Genomic DNA, 15,137 nt, shown 5'->3' on the forward strand with positions numbered 1-15,137 from the left:
AATTTATAAAAAAGACAATTTCTATATTATTTCAATAGAAATTGTCTTTTATTCACTTATCCAAGAACTTTATGTCCCGGACTCTTTTTATGATTAGCATATAAAACTTAACCTTTACCACCCATGAAGGCAGGGTAGTTCGTCATACCACCATCAACGTAAATTGTAGTACCATGTATATATTTAGCTAAATCTGAAGCTAAGAATAAAGCAACATTAGCAACATCTTGTGCTTCTCCTATTTCTTTAGCTGGAATCATTTCTAATGTTTCTGCGCGTGTATCTGGATCAGAAAATTTTTCCTTAGTATGTTCAGTAACGATTGCACCTGGAGAAATATTATTGATACGAATACCGTGTTGCGCATATTCCATCGACATTGTTTCCATCATTAATTTCAAACCGCCCTTACTAGCAGCATAGTTAACATAGTTAGGCCAAGGTATAGTATCATGTACACTTGATGTATTGATGATAATACCTTTTTTATCTTCTTTTAAAAACTGATTAACAGCTTCTCTAGATCCTATAAAGGCCCCAGTCAAATTAATATCTATCACTTTTTGCCATTCTTCAACAGACATTTTGTGTGATGGAATTGGTTTTTCAAAGCCAGCATTATTAATCATAATGTCTAACGTACCAAATTCATTAACCGCAGCTTGTACTAATTGTTGTACCTCTTCTTCAACGGCTACATCCGCTTGAACTGCAATGGCTTGTCCACCAGCATCATGAATGATATGCTTGACTGCTTCAATTTCGTCTAAATGACGATCTGAGCGATAATTTAAAACGACTTTTGCTTTTGCTTTACCAAAATTCTCAGCAAACGATTTACCAATGCCACTTCCGGCACCAGTTATAATAATAACTTTGCCTTCTAAATCTGAAAACAATCTGACTCCTCCTTAGTATTAATCAAACTATTTAAGATTTCCTAGTATAAATGCGGCAATGACAATTAAAACGATACCAGACCAAATACCAATCATTTGACGTTTGTCTTTTTTCTCGCCTAATAAGAAAATACCGCCTAATGTTGATACGATAACAAGTAATTGTGATAATGAGAAACTTGTTGCAACACCAACTTTAGGTTGTGAATAGAACATGAATAGGTTACCTACAGCCCATACAACACCAGGGATTAAGTTAAGTGCAGTAGATTTAATATTAGTTTCATGTTTCATTGATAATAAGAAACCACCAATAGCCATACCAATTGATTGGAAGAATAATGCATCCGTACCACTGACACCAAAAATATCGGCAATTACGACATATCCAACATAACCCACTGTTGAAATGATAAGTATTAACATTGCTTTCTTAAATTCTGGATCATTGGATTGACCTTCGTTCTTACCACGTAATGAGGTTAATGCGATACCTGTAACTAATAGAATCATTGCGATAATTCCTAGCGTGACTTGAACACCGGTACTCCATTCACCAAGAAAAATAGCACTAAATAATGTCGTACCAACTAATTGCATACCAGTTGATATTGGCATTGTTTTAGAAACACCGATTAAACTGATTGAACGTAATTGGTTTCCTTGTCCAAATGCCCATAACGCACCTGAAATTAAGCCAACGATAATGACTGTTAAATTATCAAATTCCGCTTTACCAATTAAGAGTAATATGAAACCGACAATTAGTGCACCTAATGTCGTACCTCTAATTTGGTTGTAGGGTCCGCCACCTACATAGACATTAATTAAAACAACACTCCCCCAAAATAGGGCTGGTAATAATGCGATAAGTATATCTATAAACTGCATTATACTGACACTCTCCTTATTTAATTACTTAAAAGTGCTTCCTTCCTATAACACTCGTGAACATTTTATCTGAAAAATATTCATTTTAAAATGTAAACGCTCAAATACAATCGTATTGAAAATAGAAAAGCATAGGAAAGGAACAGTGATTTCATTTAGAAATTTCGTTATTTCCTATGCTTTCATATAAGCTTAATGATGTAATTGGCTTGGATCAATTTTATATTTAGTATATTCACTTTCAATCTCAAATCCTAATTCATTAAATCGTTCAACTAAGGCAGCATTTTTACTTCGTATTTTAAAATAAACTTTATTCACTGCATAGTGTTCAAAGGCATAATGTATTGCGTACGATAGTAAATCAAATGCGATTCCTTTTAGACGATAATCAGTATGTGAACTAAAATATCTTATTTCAGCTAGCGAAGATTGACTATCAATTTGTAAATAAAGATAACCTTTAAGTAAGCCTTCACTTACAAATAGGAATAAACGATTATATTCATCTAAAGTGTTTACAATTTCTTTTGGCGTTAAAGCATTATGCCTAAATGTCTGCGCATGTAATTTACTAAAAGCACGTTGAAATCCCGGCTGATATTCAATGATGTTCATTTCAGCATCTGATTCATTAAGTGATTGATAGACGTTTAAGTAATAATCCGTAAAGTTATAATTTGCATGAATCGTCTTCATTAAAGGTTTTGAATTTTGTGAGCAATCATTATAAGAGAAGTTAAATGTTGCATTAGCAGATTGTTCATCTCTTAATGCCGAGAATAAAGAAATAAAATGTGCCTCTGTGAAATCAAAATCTGTTTTAACGAATGGTCCAATAACTTTGTACTTATCTTCTTCATATAATATTCCAGTGATGAGTGCGACAATTGAGTCATCTTCTATTAAACAGAAAACACCTGTCGTATTGATAGATGCATTGAGCAACTGTTCTACATCATCATTAGACGAATGAAGTTTATATATATAAGACGCAATATTGTCTGATGATGAATTAATAAAAGATATGATTTGGTTCAGGTTGCTTACTTTAATAATGTCCATAGCGTACCTCCATTTCAATATCAATTTGTTAAATTAATTATAAATTTATTTATTAGTAATTGAAAGTTTGGACTATTGTCTATCGTGTTACAATTGTATTATTATCAAATACATTAACTGAGAGATCTTTTATTGAAAGGAAAGTTCTATGAAATCATTAATTTTAGCTGAGAAGCCATCCGTAGCTAGAGATATTGCTGAAGCTATGAATATAAAAGGAAAGCGCAATGGTTATATTGAAAATGAGCATTATATTGTTACATGGGCGTTAGGACATTTAGTTACTAACGCGCAACCTGAACATTATGATAAAGCATTTAAAGAATGGAAACTTGAAGATTTACCTATTATTCCTAAACAAATGCATACGGTCGTCATTGGTAAGACGAGTAAACAATTTAAAACCGTGAAATCACTTATATTAGATAAGAATGTAAAAGAGATTGTCATCGCAACTGATGCTGGAAGAGAAGGGGAACTTGTAGCACGTCTTATATTAGATAAAGTTCATAATAAAAAGCCAATTAAACGTTTGTGGATTAGTTCTGTAACTAAGAAAGCAATACGTGATGGTTTTAAAAATTTGAAAGATGGTCGACAATTTCAACATCTTTATGAAGCAGCATTAGCTAGAAGTGAAGCGGATTGGATTGTAGGTATCAATGCTACACGTGCGCTCACAACAAAATATGATGCGCAATTATCATTAGGTCGCGTTCAAACGCCAACGATACAATTGGTCAATGCTAGACAACAAGCAATTAATCATTTTAAACCCAAGAAATATTATACGTTGTCTAGTGAAATAGCTGGATTAACCTTCCAATTAGCAACGGATCGTCACCATATGACTAAAGAAGATGTCATGCAAATTGCAAATGAAGTTAAATATGCAGAAGGTATCGTTGCCAGCGTTGATAAGAAACTCAAAAAAAGTTATCCTAAACCACTTTATAATTTAACGGATTTGCAACAAGAAGCATATCAACGATACAAAATGGGACCTAAAGAAACACTTAATACCATTCAAAACTTATATGAGCGTCATAAAGTACTCACATATCCACGTACAGATTCTAATTATTTAACTGATGATATGGTTGATACGATTAAAGAACGATTACAAGCATTACTAGCTACTGATTATAAAGCACAATTAAGGCCCCTAATAGGACAATCATACTCACGTAAAATGCGCATTTTTAATAATCAAAAGGTGTCAGATCATCACGCGATTATTCCAACAGAAGTACGTCCTGATATGGAACGTTTAAGCAATAGAGAAAGCAAGATATATATGATGGTGGCTGAAAGATTCTTGGAATCGTTAATGTCGCCACATGAATATGAAGCAATTAAAGTAAGTGTTAGCGTTGGTAAACATACATTCGTTTTAAATGAAAAGATTACTCGTCAATTAGGCTACAAAGCACTTAAAATGAATAATAATGATGTGGTTAAGGGTGCTTCTTTTAAAAAGGGAGAAAGTTATCATCTTAACAATATCAAGGTTAATGAACATGAAACAACACCTCCAGAATACTTTAATGAAGGTTCACTATTAAAAGCGATGGAGAATCCGCAAAACTATATTCAACTTAAAGAGAAGAAACATGCTAATACATTGAAGCAAACTGGTGGGATTGGCACAGTTGCGACGCGTGCTGATATCATTGAGAAGCTATTTAATATCAATGCCATTGAATCTAGAGATGGCAAGATTAAAGTTACACCTAAAGGAAAACAAATTCTAGAGCTTGCGCCACAAGAATTAACATCTCCATTGTTGACGGCTGAGTGGGAAGAGAAGTTAATGCAAATTGAAAAAGGTAAGTACAATTCACGACGCTTTATTGACGAAATGAAGTCATTTACGCAAGCTATTGTAAATAATATTAAAAACAGTGAGCAAAAATACAAGCATGATAATTTAACGACAACAGAATGTCCTACCTGTGGGAAATTTATGATTAAAGTTAAAACTAAAAATGGACAAATGTTAGTGTGCCAAGATCCTGCTTGCAAAACTAAAAAGAACATACAGCGCAAAACCAATGCACGTTGTCCAAATTGTAAAAAGAAAATGACATTATTTGGTAGAGGAAAGGATGCAGTATATCGATGTGTTTGTGGTCATACAGAAACGCAAGAACAAATGGATAAAAGGTTCAAAAATAAAACGAGTGGCAAAGTATCTAAAAAAGAAATGAAAAAATATATGAATAAAGAGGAGTCACTTGAGAATAACCCGTTTAAAGATGCACTGAAAAATCTAAAATTATAGTTTAAAATCGAACTTAATTAAGTTAAATATCGGAAAAGTTCGTTTTTAGTATTGTGTTTTTCGGCAAGTAATATTAAAATATTAAAGTATTTCAATTAAAGGAGTTTAAAGCCGTGAAAAAATACTTTCAATTCGACGAGTATGATACTAACTATAAGAAAGAGATAATCGGTGGTATCACAACTTTCTTATCAATGGCATACATTTTAGCTGTAAATCCTCAAGTATTAAGTTTAGCAGGTGTTAAAGGTGTATCAGGCGACATGAAAATGGATCAAGGCGCTATTTTTGTGGCAACAGCTTTAGCTGCATTTGTGGGTTCTTTATTTATGGGACTGATTGCGAAATATCCGATTGCACTTGCACCAGGGATGGGACTTAATGCATTCTTCGCATTTACGGTAGTATTAACGATGGGTATTCCTTGGCAAATAGGTTTAACAGGGGTACTATTCTCAGGAATATTCTTTGCAATTTTAACTGCAACCGGTCTTCGAGAAATAATTATTAATGCTATTCCGTATCAAATGAAAATGGCAGTATCTGCTGGGATTGGATTATTTATTACTTTTGTAGGTTTACAAAGTGCTGGTATTATTGTAAAAAATGATTCTACATTAGTTACATTAGGACATTTAACTAAAGGTCCTGTATTATTAGCAATCTTTGGTATCGCGATAACAATTATTTTATACGCTAGAAAAGTACCAGGCTCAATTTTTATTGGTATGATTATAACTGCTATCGTTGGAATGATAACAGGATTAATACATACACCTTCAGGCATAGTAGGTAAAATACCTAGCATTACACCAACATTTGGTGCAGCCTTTGAAGCGTTTAAAGATCCAGGCCAATTATTTACGATTCAATTTTTAATTGTTATTTTAACATTCTTCTTTATAGACTTTTTTGATACTGCAGGAACATTGGTGGCTGTAGCAACTCAAGCGGGTATTATGAAGGAAAACAAATTGCCTAGAGCAGGTAGAGCGTTATTCGCCGATTCACTCGCTACTATTGTCGGCGCGATTTTTGGTACAACAACTACAACTTCTTACATCGAATCAACGTCAGGTGTAGCGGTTGGAGCAAGAACAGGGTTTGCAAGTATAGTAACTGGATTCTGTTTCTTGTTAGCACTATTCTTCAGTCCGTTAATTGAAATTGTTACAAGTGCAGTAACAACACCTGCATTAGTAGTGGTTGGTATTTTAATGGCTGCGAATTTTGCAGAAATTAACTGGAAGAAATTTGAAGTCGCAGTGCCAGCATTTATAACAATTATTATGATGCCACTATCATATTCAATTGCAACTGGTATTGCTTGTGGATTCATATTCTATCCAATTACAATGATCATTACAAAAAAACATAAAGAAGTACATCCAATTATGTATTTCTTAATGGTATTATTCATTCTATACTTCATCTTTGTACACGGCTAAATTGTCATAAAGGGCTATAACAAATCAATAAGATAATGCTACTTTGCAAATTAGTAGTAGTTGACTGAACTGAAAAACGCTTAAATTAAATTTTTTCAGTTCTAGTCAACCTTGAGAGCGGGGCCCTAGCAAAGAGAATTTAACTAAGAAATTCTACAAGCTAAGCAAGCTAGGGGCGGACGATGAATTTAAAAGAATCCGTCCCACTTCTTTCCTACGATTAGTCAAGCATTTACAAATAAAATAAGCATTACTTAACTAAACGGTTTAATTTTAATTTTTTTTGAATAAGATGTTAAACTGTATTTGATTGTACGTTTGGCTAATGTGGAGACATTTAATAATCGTACAATTTTTGATTCATTATCAGATAATGAATCGTTTTTAAAAGTCGATTTATACAAGCGACGGCGGCAGTCTTTTGAGATTACTCATTAGGCTGCTTTTTTAGTTTGTAATAATAATTGACGACATGATTATCGAAGTTATGTTAACTCTGAATAATATTCATCACTATCCAAAATAATAATTGTCTAGCTTTTTCACTTCCCCGTTTATTAATTGTATCCCTATAATGAATGTTACCAGATTGATAGGGTTTGATATCAAAACCAATATAAAAAATAGCTGTGAAGAAATCTACCGTCATAGATCTATTCACAGCTAATCTAAGTATGTTTTAAATTACCATTTCTTGTATTGATCATCTTTATATTGTGTGTAAACGACTTTAGCATCTTTATTACGAACGTAATTAGGCGCGTTTAAAACAACGAAAATAAAGAAAACCATTAGGAAGAATAGAATCCAATGGACAAACATACCAATAATAGGAATAAATGCGATAAAAGAACCAACAATACCTATAATAGGAATGATAGACATTGGCTTAATAGCATTTTGAGTATCTATTAATAGAATAAGAGCTACTATAAGATATAAAAAGGCATTGACTAATAAAGGTTGCCAACCGAAGCCTAAAATAAAGCTTCCACCTAGAAATGGTATACCATAGAAAAATTCACAAATTAATAAGACGACGCTAATAATTGCAAGCGCAGTTTTAGTACCTTTCTTCAAAATATTCACCTCCGGATGTAAATAAAAGAAACAAATTCAAATTTCTACTATTATATAGAAGAAATCAAAATTCATAACAACAATTACCTATATTATAAAGTAAAAACAAAAAAAGGGAAAAAATTTACCTAAAATGGTTGATGTCCTCATCTATTTAAAGTACAATACTTAGGTACGTATTAGACAAAGTACAAAAAGTTATAGAAAAGCCTTGATTTATCAATGTTTTTCCTGTAACATATCTAATGTTGGACTTGATGAAAGCGATGAAGCGAAAGGTTACTGACACACCCGGCCGCTTTGCCATGGCGTTGTGTGAGATAGTTTTCGTGGAGAAGTCTATCACTTAAATGTAGACGAATAAGGAGGGAAAATTATGGCAAAACAAAAAATCAGAATCAGATTAAAAGCTTACGATCACCGTGTGATTGATCAATCAGCAGAGAAAATTGTTGAAACTGCAAAACGTTCTGGTGCAGAAGTTTCTGGACCAATTCCGTTACCAACTGAAAAATCAGTTTACACAATTATCCGTGCGGTGCATAAGGACAAAGATTCACGTGAACAATTCGAACAACGTACACATAAACGTTTAATCGATATTGTTAACCCAACACCAAAAACAGTTGATGCCCTAATGGGATTAAACTTACCATCTGGTGTAGACATCGAAATTAAATTATAATAGAAAATTTTAGGAGGTGGACTTTCGATGACCAAAGGAATCTTAGGAAGAAAAATTGGGATGACACAAGTATTCGGAGAAAACGGTGAATTAATCCCAGTAACAGTAGTAGAAGCAAGTCAAAACGTAGTATTACAAAAGAAAACTGAAGAAGTAGATGGCTACAATGCTATCCAAGTAGGTTTTGAAGATAAAAAAGCATATAAAAAAGATGCTAAATCAAATAAATATGCAAATAAACCAGCTGAAGGTCACGCTAAGAAAGCGGGCACAGCACCTAAGCGCTTCATTCGTGAATTCAGAAACGTTAATGTTGATGAATACGAAGTAGGTCAAGAAGTCACAGTAGATACTTTTGAAGCTGGAGACATTATTGATGTAACTGGAACTTCAAAAGGTAAAGGTTTCCAAGGTGCAATTAAACGTCATGGCCAAGCACGTGGACCAATGGCTCACGGTTCTCATTTCCACAGAGCACCAGGTTCAGTAGGTATGGCTTCAGATGCATCAAGAGTATTCAAAGGCCAAAAAATGCCTGGACGTATGGGCGGAAACACAGTTACTGTTCAAAACTTAGAAGTAGTTCAAGTTGATAAAGATAACAACGTAATTTTAGTAAAAGGTAACGTACCTGGACCTAAAAAAGGTTTCTTAGAAATCCAAACTTCAATTAAAAAAGGTAATAAATAATAAGTAGCGAAAGGAGGAAAAGCATAATGGCTAATTATGATGTTTTAAAAGTAGACGGATCTAAATCAGGTTCTGTTGAATTAAGCGATTCAGTATTCGCTATTGAACCAAACAACAGTGTTCTTTTCGAAGCAATTAATTTACAACGTGCTTCATTACGACAAGGAACTCACGCAGTTAAAAATCGTTCTGCTGTACGTGGTGGCGGACGTAAACCATGGAGACAAAAAGGTACAGGACGTGCACGTCAAGGTACTATTCGTGCCCCACAATGGCGTGGTGGTGGTATCGTATTCGGTCCAACACCAAGAAGTTATGCATACAAAATGCCTAAGAAAATGCGTCGTTTAGCATTACGTTCTGCATTATCTTTCAAAGTGAAAGAAAACAACTTCACTATCGTTGATAATTTTGGTTTTGAAGCTCCAAAAACAAAAGAATTCAAAAACGTATTAACTACACTTGAACAACCTAAAAAAGTGTTAGTAGTTACTGATAGCGAAGACGTAAACGTTGAATTATCTGCACGTAACATCCCTGGCGTACAAGTTAGTACTGCACAAGGATTAAACGTATTAGATATCACTAGCGCTGACAGTGTTATTATTACTGAATCAGCTGCGAAAAAAGTTGAGGAGGTGCTCGGATAATGGAAGCAAGAGATGTTCTTAAGCGCCCCGTAATCACTGAAAAATCTTCTGAAGCAATGGCTGAAGATAAATACACTTTTGACGTAGATACTCGTGCTAATAAAACACAAGTTAAAATTGCAGTTGAAGAAATTTTCGACGTTAAAGTTGCAAATGTAAACATCATCAACTACAAACCTAAGAAAAAACGTATGGGCCGTTACCAAGGCTATACAAACAAAAGAAGAAAAGCGATTGTTACTTTAAAAGAAGGATCAATTGACTTATTCAACTAAACAATAAAATAAAAGTTACCATTAAGGAGGTAAGCGACAATGGCTCTTAAAAAATATAAGCCAATTACAAATGGTCGTCGTAATATGACTAGTTTAGATTTCGCTGAAATCACGAAATCAACTCCTGAAAAGTCATTATTACAACCGCTACCGAAAAAAGCGGGTCGTAACAACCAAGGTAAATTGACAGTTCGTCACCATGGTGGAGGACACAAACGTCAATACCGTGTTATCGATTTCAAACGTAACAAAGATGGAATCACTGCAAAAGTTGATTCAATCCAATATGATCCAAACCGTTCAGCTAACATTGCTTTATTAGTATATGCTGATGGTGAAAAACGTTACATTATTGCTCCAAAAGGATTACAAGTAGGCCAAGAAGTTGAAAGTGGTGCAGATGCTGACATTAAAGTTGGTAACGCATTACCTTTACAAAACATTCCTGTTGGTACTGTAATTCACAATATCGAATTAAAACCTGGTAAAGGTGGACAATTAGCTCGTTCAGCGGGTGCAAGTTCACAAGTACTTGGTAAAGAAGGCAAATACGTATTAATCAGATTACGTTCTGGTGAAGTTCGTATGATCTTATCAACTTGCCGTGCTACAATTGGACAAGTTGGTAACTTACAACATGAATTAGTTAATGTTGGTAAAGCTGGACGTTCTAGATGGAAAGGTATCCGTCCAACAGTTCGTGGTTCAGTAATGAACCCTAACGATCACCCACACGGTGGTGGTGAAGGTCGTGCTCCAATCGGTAGACCATCTCCAATGTCACCATGGGGTAAACCAACACTTGGTAAGAAAACTCGTCGTGGTAAAAAATCATCAGACAAACTTATCGTTCGTGGACGTAAGAAAAAATAATAACAACTTATTTGGGTGTGCGGCTTAATTGCTGCACGCACACAATAAGAAGGGAGGCGCCCAAATGGCTCGTAGTATTAAAAAAGGACCTTTCGTCGATGATCATTTAATGAAAAAAGTAGAAGCTCAAGACGGAAGTGAAAAGAAACAAGTAATCAAAACATGGTCTCGTCGTTCTACAATTTTCCCAAATTTCATCGGTCATACTTTCGCAGTATACGATGGTCGTAAACATGTACCTGTTTATGTAACTGAAGATATGGTAGGTCACAAATTAGGTGAATTTGCTCCAACTCGTACATTTAAAGGACATGCTGCAGACGATAAAAAAACTAGAAGATAATAAATAGAAGTAGAGGAGGAAATCCTAATGGAAGCAAAAGCGGTTGCTAGAACAATCAGAATCGCACCTCGTAAAGTAAGATTAGTTCTTGACTTAATTAGAGGTAAAAATGCTGGAGAAGCTATTGCTATTTTAAAATTAACTAACAAAGCTTCATCACCAGTAATTGAAAAAGTATTAATGTCCGCTTTAGCAAATGCTGAACATAACTATGACATGAACACTGATGAATTAGTAGTTAAAGAAGCATATGCAAATGAAGGACCAACTTTAAAACGTTTCCGTCCACGTGCACAAGGTCGTGCAAGTGCTATCAATAAACGTACAAGCCACATTACAATCGTCGTAAGTGACGGTAAAGAAGAAGCTAAAGAAGCTTAATAATTATTTAAGGAGGGAACACTGTGGGTCAAAAAATTAATCCTATCGGACTTCGTGTCGGTATCATCCGTGACTGGGAAGCAAAATGGTATGCTGAAAAAGATTTCGCTTCACTATTACACGAAGATTTAAGAATCCGTAAATTCATTGATAACGAATTAAAAGAAGCATCAGTTTCTCACGTTGAAATCGAACGTGCTGCTAACCGTATTAACATTGCCATTCACACTGGTAAACCAGGTATGGTAATTGGTAAAGGCGGATCTGAAATTGAAAAACTTCGTAATAAATTAAACAACTTAACTGATAAAAAAGTACACATCAACGTTATCGAAATCAAGAAAATTGATATCGATGCTCGTTTAGTTGCTGAGAATATTGCACGTCAATTAGAAAACCGTGCTTCATTCCGTCGTGTACAAAAACAAGCTATTTCAAGAGCTATGAAACTTGGTGCTAAAGGTATCAAAACTCAAGTATCAGGTCGTTTAGGCGGAGCTGACATTGCTCGTGCTGAACAATATTCAGAAGGAACTGTTCCACTTCATACTTTACGTGCTGACATCGATTATGCACATGCTGAAGCAGACACTACTTACGGTAAATTAGGTGTTAAAGTATGGATTTATCGTGGTGAAGTTCTTCCTACTAAGAATACTAGTGAAGGAGGAAAATAATAATGTTACTACCAAAACGTGTTAAATATCGTCGTCAACATCGTCCTAAAACAACTGGTCGTTCTAAAGGCGGTAACTATGTAACATTTGGTGAGTATGGATTACAAGCTACTACAACATCTTGGATCACTTCTCGTCAAATCGAATCTGCTCGTATTGCTATGACACGTTACATGAAACGTGGCGGGAAAGTTTGGATTAAAATCTTCCCTCATACACCATATACTAAAAAACCTTTAGAAGTACGTATGGGTGCTGGTAAAGGTGCCGTTGAAGGCTGGATCGCTGTTGTAAAACCAGGTAGAATTTTATTCGAGGTTGCAGGCGTATCAGAAGAAGTTGCTCGTGAAGCATTACGTTTAGCAAGTCACAAACTTCCAGTAAAAACTAAGTTTGTAAAACGTGAAGAATTGGGTGGTGAAACAAATGAAAGCTAAGGAAATTAGAGACTTAACCACTTCAGAAATCGAAGAACAAATTAAATCTTCAAAAGAAGAGCTTTTTAACCTACGCTTTCAGTTAGCTACAGGTCAATTAGAGGAAACTGCACGTATTCGTACAGTTAGAAAAACGATTGCACGTCTAAAAACTGTTGCTCGTGAAAGAGAAATCGAAGAAAGTAAAGCTAATCAATAAAACATTCGAAAGAGGAGGTTACAAAAGTGAGTGAAAGAAACGATCGTAAAGTTTATGTAGGTAAAGTTGTTTCAGATAAAATGGACAAAACTATCACTGTATTAGTTGAAACTTACAAAACACACAAATTATACGGTAAACGTGTAAAATACTCTAAAAAATACAAAACTCATGATGAAAACAATTCAGCTAAATTAGGAGACATTGTTAAAATTCAAGAAACTCGTCCTTTATCAGCATCAAAACGTTTTCGTTTAGTAGAAATTGTTGAAGAGTCAGTAATTATTTAATACAAGATTAGAGATAAGGGAGGTTTAACTAATGATCCAACAAGAAACTCGTTTAAAAGTAGCAGACAACTCTGGTGCTCGTGAAGTTCTTACAATTAAAGTATTAGGTGGATCTGGTCGCAAAACAGCGAACATCGGCGATGTTATCGTATGTACTGTTAAAAATGCAACACCAGGTGGCGTTGTTAAAAAAGGTGACGTAGTCAAAGCTGTTGTCGTTAGAACTAAATCAGGCGTTCGTCGTAATGATGGTTCTTATATCAAGTTTGATGAAAATGCATGTGTCATTATTCGTGATGACAAAGGCCCACGTGGTACTCGTATCTTTGGTCCTGTTGCTCGTGAATTACGTGAAGGCAACTTCATGAAAATCGTTTCATTAGCACCAGAAGTACTTTAATTTATAAAAACCAAATCATTTAAGGAGGTGCCCACATGCATATCAAAAAAGGTGACAACGTAAAAGTTATCGCAGGTAAAGACAAAGGTAAAGAAGGTAAAGTAATCGCTACTGAACCTAAAAAAGACCGTGTCGTTGTGGAAGGTGTTAACGTAATTAAAAAACACCAAAAACCAACTCAATTAAATCCTGAAGGTGGAATCTTAGAAACAGAGGCAGCAATCCATGTTTCTAACGTACAATTATTAGATCCTAAAACAAACGAACCTACACGTGTCGGTTATAAATTTGTTGATGGTAAAAAAGTTCGTATCGCTAAAAAATCTGGCGAAGAAATCAAATCTAATAATTAATAACTAGTTGAAAGGAGGATCCACTTTGAACCGTTTAAAAGAAAGCTACAATACTGAAGTTACTGAAAACTTAGTTAAAAAATTCAACTATAGTTCTGTAATGGAAGTACCAAAAATCGAAAAAATCGTTGTAAATATGGGTGTAGGTGATGCAGTTCAAAATTCTAAAGTGTTAGATAACGCTGTAGAAGAATTAGAATTAATCACTGGTCAAAAACCATTAGTAACAAAAGCTAAAAAATCAGTTGCAACATTCCGTTTACGTGAAGGTATGCCAATCGGTGCGAAAGTTACACTTCGCGGAGAAAGAATGTATGAATTCTTAGATAAATTAATCGCAGTTTCATTACCTCGTGTACGTGACTTCCAAGGTGTTTCTAAAACAGCATTCGATGGTCGTGGTAACTACACATTAGGAATTAAAGAACAATTAATTTTCCCAGAAATCGACTATGATAAAGTAAGTAAAGTAAGAGGAATGGATATTGTTATCGTAACAACTGCTAACACTGACGAGGAAGCTCGTGAATTGTTAACAAACTTCGGTATGCCATTTCGTAAATAATCTCTAAAAAGGAGGCTAATTAAGTGGCTAAAACTTCTATGGTTGCTAAGCAACAGAAAAAACAAAAATATGCAGTACGTGAATATACTCGTTGTGAACGTTGTGGTCGTCCACATTCTGTATATCGTAAATTTAAATTATGCCGTATTTGTTTCCGTGAATTAGCTTACAAAGGGCAAATCCCTGGCGTACGTAAAGCTAGCTGGTAATATATAAGAGTCTGAAAGGAGGCAACAATCAATGACAATGACAGATCCAATCGCAGATATGCTTACTCGTGTAAGAAACGCAAACATGGTGCGTCACGAGAAATTAGAATTACCTGCGTCTAACATTAAAAAACAAATTGCTGAAATCTTAAAAAGTGAAGGTTTCATTAAAAACGTAGAATACGTTGAAGATGATAAACAAGGTGTTATTCGTTTATTCTTAAAATATGGTCAAAACAATGAACGTGTTATCACAGGATTAAAACGTATCTCTAAACCAGGTTTACGTGTTTATGCTAAAGCAAACGAAGTACCTAAAGTATTAAATGGTTTAGGTATTGCATTAGTTTCAACTTCTGAAGGTGTTATCACTGACAAAGAAGCAAGAAAACGTAACGTTGGCGGAGAAATTATCGCATACGTTTGGTAATAATAAATAAGGA

22 protein-coding genes and 1 pseudogene are annotated in these 15,137 nt (G+C 34.6%); 18 read left to right on the forward strand and 5 right to left on the reverse strand.

The window, feature by feature from the left end; genetic code table 11:
- Positions 1-107: 107 nt before the first annotated feature.
- The 3 genes from KA858_RS02695 to KA858_RS02705 all read right to left on the reverse strand — a co-directional run bounded on the left by KA858_RS02695 (position 108) and on the right by KA858_RS02705 (position 2,855).
- Positions 108-899: a glucose 1-dehydrogenase gene (locus KA858_RS02695; protein WP_210134951.1), complete on the reverse strand. Its 792-nt coding sequence runs from the start codon at positions 897-899 to the stop codon at positions 108-110.
- A gap of 27 nt (positions 900-926) precedes the next feature.
- Positions 927-1,790, reverse strand: a complete 864-nt coding sequence (locus KA858_RS02700) for a GRP family sugar transporter (protein ID WP_053028561.1) — start codon at positions 1,788-1,790, stop codon at positions 927-929.
- Between the two features lie 192 nt (positions 1,791-1,982).
- Entirely contained in the window at positions 1,983-2,855 is an 873-nt protein-coding gene (locus KA858_RS02705; RefSeq protein WP_210134952.1) for a GNAT family N-acetyltransferase, read from the reverse strand.
- A gap of 148 nt (positions 2,856-3,003) precedes the next feature.
- On the opposite strand from KA858_RS02705, the gene KA858_RS02710 reads away from it, so the two are divergent.
- Positions 3,004-5,139 carry a DNA topoisomerase III gene (locus KA858_RS02710; RefSeq protein WP_210134953.1) on the forward strand — a complete coding sequence of 712 codons (2,136 nt, stop codon included), beginning with the start codon at positions 3,004-3,006 and terminating at the stop codon, positions 5,137-5,139.
- Positions 5,140-5,252: 113 nt separating this feature from the next.
- Positions 5,253-6,587: an NCS2 family permease gene (locus KA858_RS02715; protein ID WP_053028558.1), complete on the forward strand. Its 1,335-nt coding sequence runs from the start codon at positions 5,253-5,255 to the stop codon at positions 6,585-6,587.
- Positions 6,588-6,924: 337 nt separating this feature from the next.
- Here KA858_RS02715 and KA858_RS02720 read toward each other — a convergent pair.
- Positions 6,925-7,206 (reverse strand): annotated as a pseudogene (locus KA858_RS02720) (transposase); the annotation flags it as partial.
- A 65-nt stretch (positions 7,207-7,271) separates the two neighbouring features.
- Complete coding sequence (locus KA858_RS02725) at positions 7,272-7,667, reverse strand: hypothetical protein (protein ID WP_107628941.1); 396 nt, start codon at positions 7,665-7,667, stop codon at positions 7,272-7,274.
- A 376-nt stretch (positions 7,668-8,043) separates the two neighbouring features.
- Between KA858_RS02725 and rpsJ the strand changes: the two genes are divergently transcribed.
- The 16 genes from rpsJ to rpsH all read left to right on the forward strand — a co-directional run bounded on the left by rpsJ (position 8,044) and on the right by rpsH (position 15,124).
- A complete protein-coding gene (gene rpsJ / locus KA858_RS02730) occupies positions 8,044-8,352 on the forward strand; it encodes a 30S ribosomal protein S10 (protein WP_033079618.1) in 309 nt (102 codons plus the stop codon).
- 27 nt (positions 8,353-8,379) lie between these two features.
- Entirely contained in the window at positions 8,380-9,042 is a 663-nt protein-coding gene (gene rplC, locus KA858_RS02735; RefSeq protein ID WP_210134954.1) for a 50S ribosomal protein L3, read from the forward strand.
- 26 nt (positions 9,043-9,068) lie between these two features.
- Complete coding sequence (gene rplD / locus KA858_RS02740; RefSeq protein WP_011275126.1) at positions 9,069-9,692, forward strand: 50S ribosomal protein L4; 624 nt, start codon at positions 9,069-9,071, stop codon at positions 9,690-9,692.
- The gene (gene rplW, locus KA858_RS02745) at positions 9,692-9,967 is read left to right on the forward strand and encodes a 50S ribosomal protein L23 (RefSeq protein WP_011275127.1); all 276 of its coding nucleotides are present in this window, start codon (positions 9,692-9,694) and stop codon (positions 9,965-9,967) included. The genes rplD and rplW overlap by 1 nt, the downstream gene beginning before the upstream one ends.
- Positions 9,968-10,006: 39 nt before the next feature.
- Positions 10,007-10,840, forward strand: a complete 834-nt coding sequence (gene rplB / locus KA858_RS02750; protein WP_053028554.1) for a 50S ribosomal protein L2 — start codon at positions 10,007-10,009, stop codon at positions 10,838-10,840.
- Positions 10,841-10,904: 64 nt separating this feature from the next.
- Positions 10,905-11,183 (forward strand): 30S ribosomal protein S19, encoded by a 279-nt coding sequence (gene rpsS, locus KA858_RS02755; RefSeq protein ID WP_001829710.1) that lies wholly within the window; start codon positions 10,905-10,907, stop codon positions 11,181-11,183.
- 27 nt (positions 11,184-11,210) lie between these two features.
- Complete coding sequence (rplV, locus tag KA858_RS02760) at positions 11,211-11,564, forward strand: 50S ribosomal protein L22 (protein WP_001829734.1); 354 nt, start codon at positions 11,211-11,213, stop codon at positions 11,562-11,564.
- 23 nt (positions 11,565-11,587) lie between these two features.
- On the forward strand, positions 11,588-12,241 hold the full coding sequence (rpsC, locus tag KA858_RS02765) for a 30S ribosomal protein S3 (protein WP_011275129.1): 654 nt from the start codon (positions 11,588-11,590) through the stop codon (positions 12,239-12,241).
- Between the two features lie 2 nt (positions 12,242-12,243).
- Entirely contained in the window at positions 12,244-12,678 is a 435-nt protein-coding gene (gene rplP / locus KA858_RS02770) for a 50S ribosomal protein L16 (protein ID WP_002432945.1), read from the forward strand.
- Entirely contained in the window at positions 12,668-12,877 is a 210-nt protein-coding gene (rpmC, locus tag KA858_RS02775) for a 50S ribosomal protein L29 (RefSeq protein WP_011275130.1), read from the forward strand. The genes rplP and rpmC overlap by 11 nt, the downstream gene beginning before the upstream one ends.
- Before the next feature lie 26 nt (positions 12,878-12,903).
- Positions 12,904-13,167 (forward strand): 30S ribosomal protein S17, encoded by a 264-nt coding sequence (gene rpsQ / locus KA858_RS02780; RefSeq protein ID WP_011275131.1) that lies wholly within the window; start codon positions 12,904-12,906, stop codon positions 13,165-13,167.
- Positions 13,168-13,198: 31 nt separating this feature from the next.
- Entirely contained in the window at positions 13,199-13,567 is a 369-nt protein-coding gene (gene rplN / locus KA858_RS02785; RefSeq protein WP_002466492.1) for a 50S ribosomal protein L14, read from the forward strand.
- Positions 13,568-13,602: 35 nt separating this feature from the next.
- Positions 13,603-13,920 carry a 50S ribosomal protein L24 gene (gene rplX, locus KA858_RS02790; RefSeq protein ID WP_002448459.1) on the forward strand — a complete coding sequence of 106 codons (318 nt, stop codon included), beginning with the start codon at positions 13,603-13,605 and terminating at the stop codon, positions 13,918-13,920.
- 25 nt (positions 13,921-13,945) lie between these two features.
- A complete protein-coding gene (gene rplE, locus KA858_RS02795) occupies positions 13,946-14,485 on the forward strand; it encodes a 50S ribosomal protein L5 (RefSeq protein WP_210134955.1) in 540 nt (179 codons plus the stop codon).
- Positions 14,486-14,508: 23 nt separating this feature from the next.
- Positions 14,509-14,694 (forward strand): type Z 30S ribosomal protein S14, encoded by a 186-nt coding sequence (locus KA858_RS02800; protein WP_001140799.1) that lies wholly within the window; start codon positions 14,509-14,511, stop codon positions 14,692-14,694.
- Positions 14,695-14,725: 31 nt separating this feature from the next.
- Complete coding sequence (rpsH, locus tag KA858_RS02805; RefSeq protein WP_011275134.1) at positions 14,726-15,124, forward strand: 30S ribosomal protein S8; 399 nt, start codon at positions 14,726-14,728, stop codon at positions 15,122-15,124.
- Positions 15,125-15,137: the final 13 nt, after the last annotated feature.

Origin of the sequence: Staphylococcus sp. GDX8P80P, assembly GCF_017893095.1 — a bacterium.
Lineage (GTDB): Bacteria > Bacillota > Bacilli > Staphylococcales > Staphylococcaceae > Staphylococcus > Staphylococcus borealis.

Excerpts from the sequence above, each read along its gene's own strand:
- KA858_RS02700 (WP_053028561.1), bottom strand. The coding sequence starts at position 1,790 with ATGCAGTTTATAGATATACTTATCGCATTATTACCAGCCCTATTTTGG.
- KA858_RS02705 (WP_210134952.1), bottom strand. The coding sequence starts at position 2,855 with ATGGACATTATTAAAGTAAGCAACCTGAACCAAATCATATCTTTTATT.
- KA858_RS02710 (WP_210134953.1), top strand. The coding sequence starts at position 3,004 with ATGAAATCATTAATTTTAGCTGAGAAGCCATCCGTAGCTAGAGATATT.
- rpsJ (WP_033079618.1), top strand. The coding sequence starts at position 8,044 with ATGGCAAAACAAAAAATCAGAATCAGATTAAAAGCTTACGATCACCGT.
- rplC (WP_210134954.1), top strand. The coding sequence starts at position 8,380 with ATGACCAAAGGAATCTTAGGAAGAAAAATTGGGATGACACAAGTATTC.
- rplD (WP_011275126.1), top strand. The coding sequence starts at position 9,069 with ATGGCTAATTATGATGTTTTAAAAGTAGACGGATCTAAATCAGGTTCT.
- rplW (WP_011275127.1), top strand. The coding sequence starts at position 9,692 with ATGGAAGCAAGAGATGTTCTTAAGCGCCCCGTAATCACTGAAAAATCT.
- rplB (WP_053028554.1), top strand. The coding sequence starts at position 10,007 with ATGGCTCTTAAAAAATATAAGCCAATTACAAATGGTCGTCGTAATATG.
- rpsS (WP_001829710.1), top strand. The coding sequence starts at position 10,905 with ATGGCTCGTAGTATTAAAAAAGGACCTTTCGTCGATGATCATTTAATG.
- rplV (WP_001829734.1), top strand. The coding sequence starts at position 11,211 with ATGGAAGCAAAAGCGGTTGCTAGAACAATCAGAATCGCACCTCGTAAA.
- rplP (WP_002432945.1), top strand. The coding sequence starts at position 12,244 with ATGTTACTACCAAAACGTGTTAAATATCGTCGTCAACATCGTCCTAAA.
- rpmC (WP_011275130.1), top strand. The coding sequence starts at position 12,668 with ATGAAAGCTAAGGAAATTAGAGACTTAACCACTTCAGAAATCGAAGAA.
- rplN (WP_002466492.1), top strand. The coding sequence starts at position 13,199 with ATGATCCAACAAGAAACTCGTTTAAAAGTAGCAGACAACTCTGGTGCT.
- rplX (WP_002448459.1), top strand. The coding sequence starts at position 13,603 with ATGCATATCAAAAAAGGTGACAACGTAAAAGTTATCGCAGGTAAAGAC.
- rpsH (WP_011275134.1), top strand. The coding sequence starts at position 14,726 with ATGACAATGACAGATCCAATCGCAGATATGCTTACTCGTGTAAGAAAC.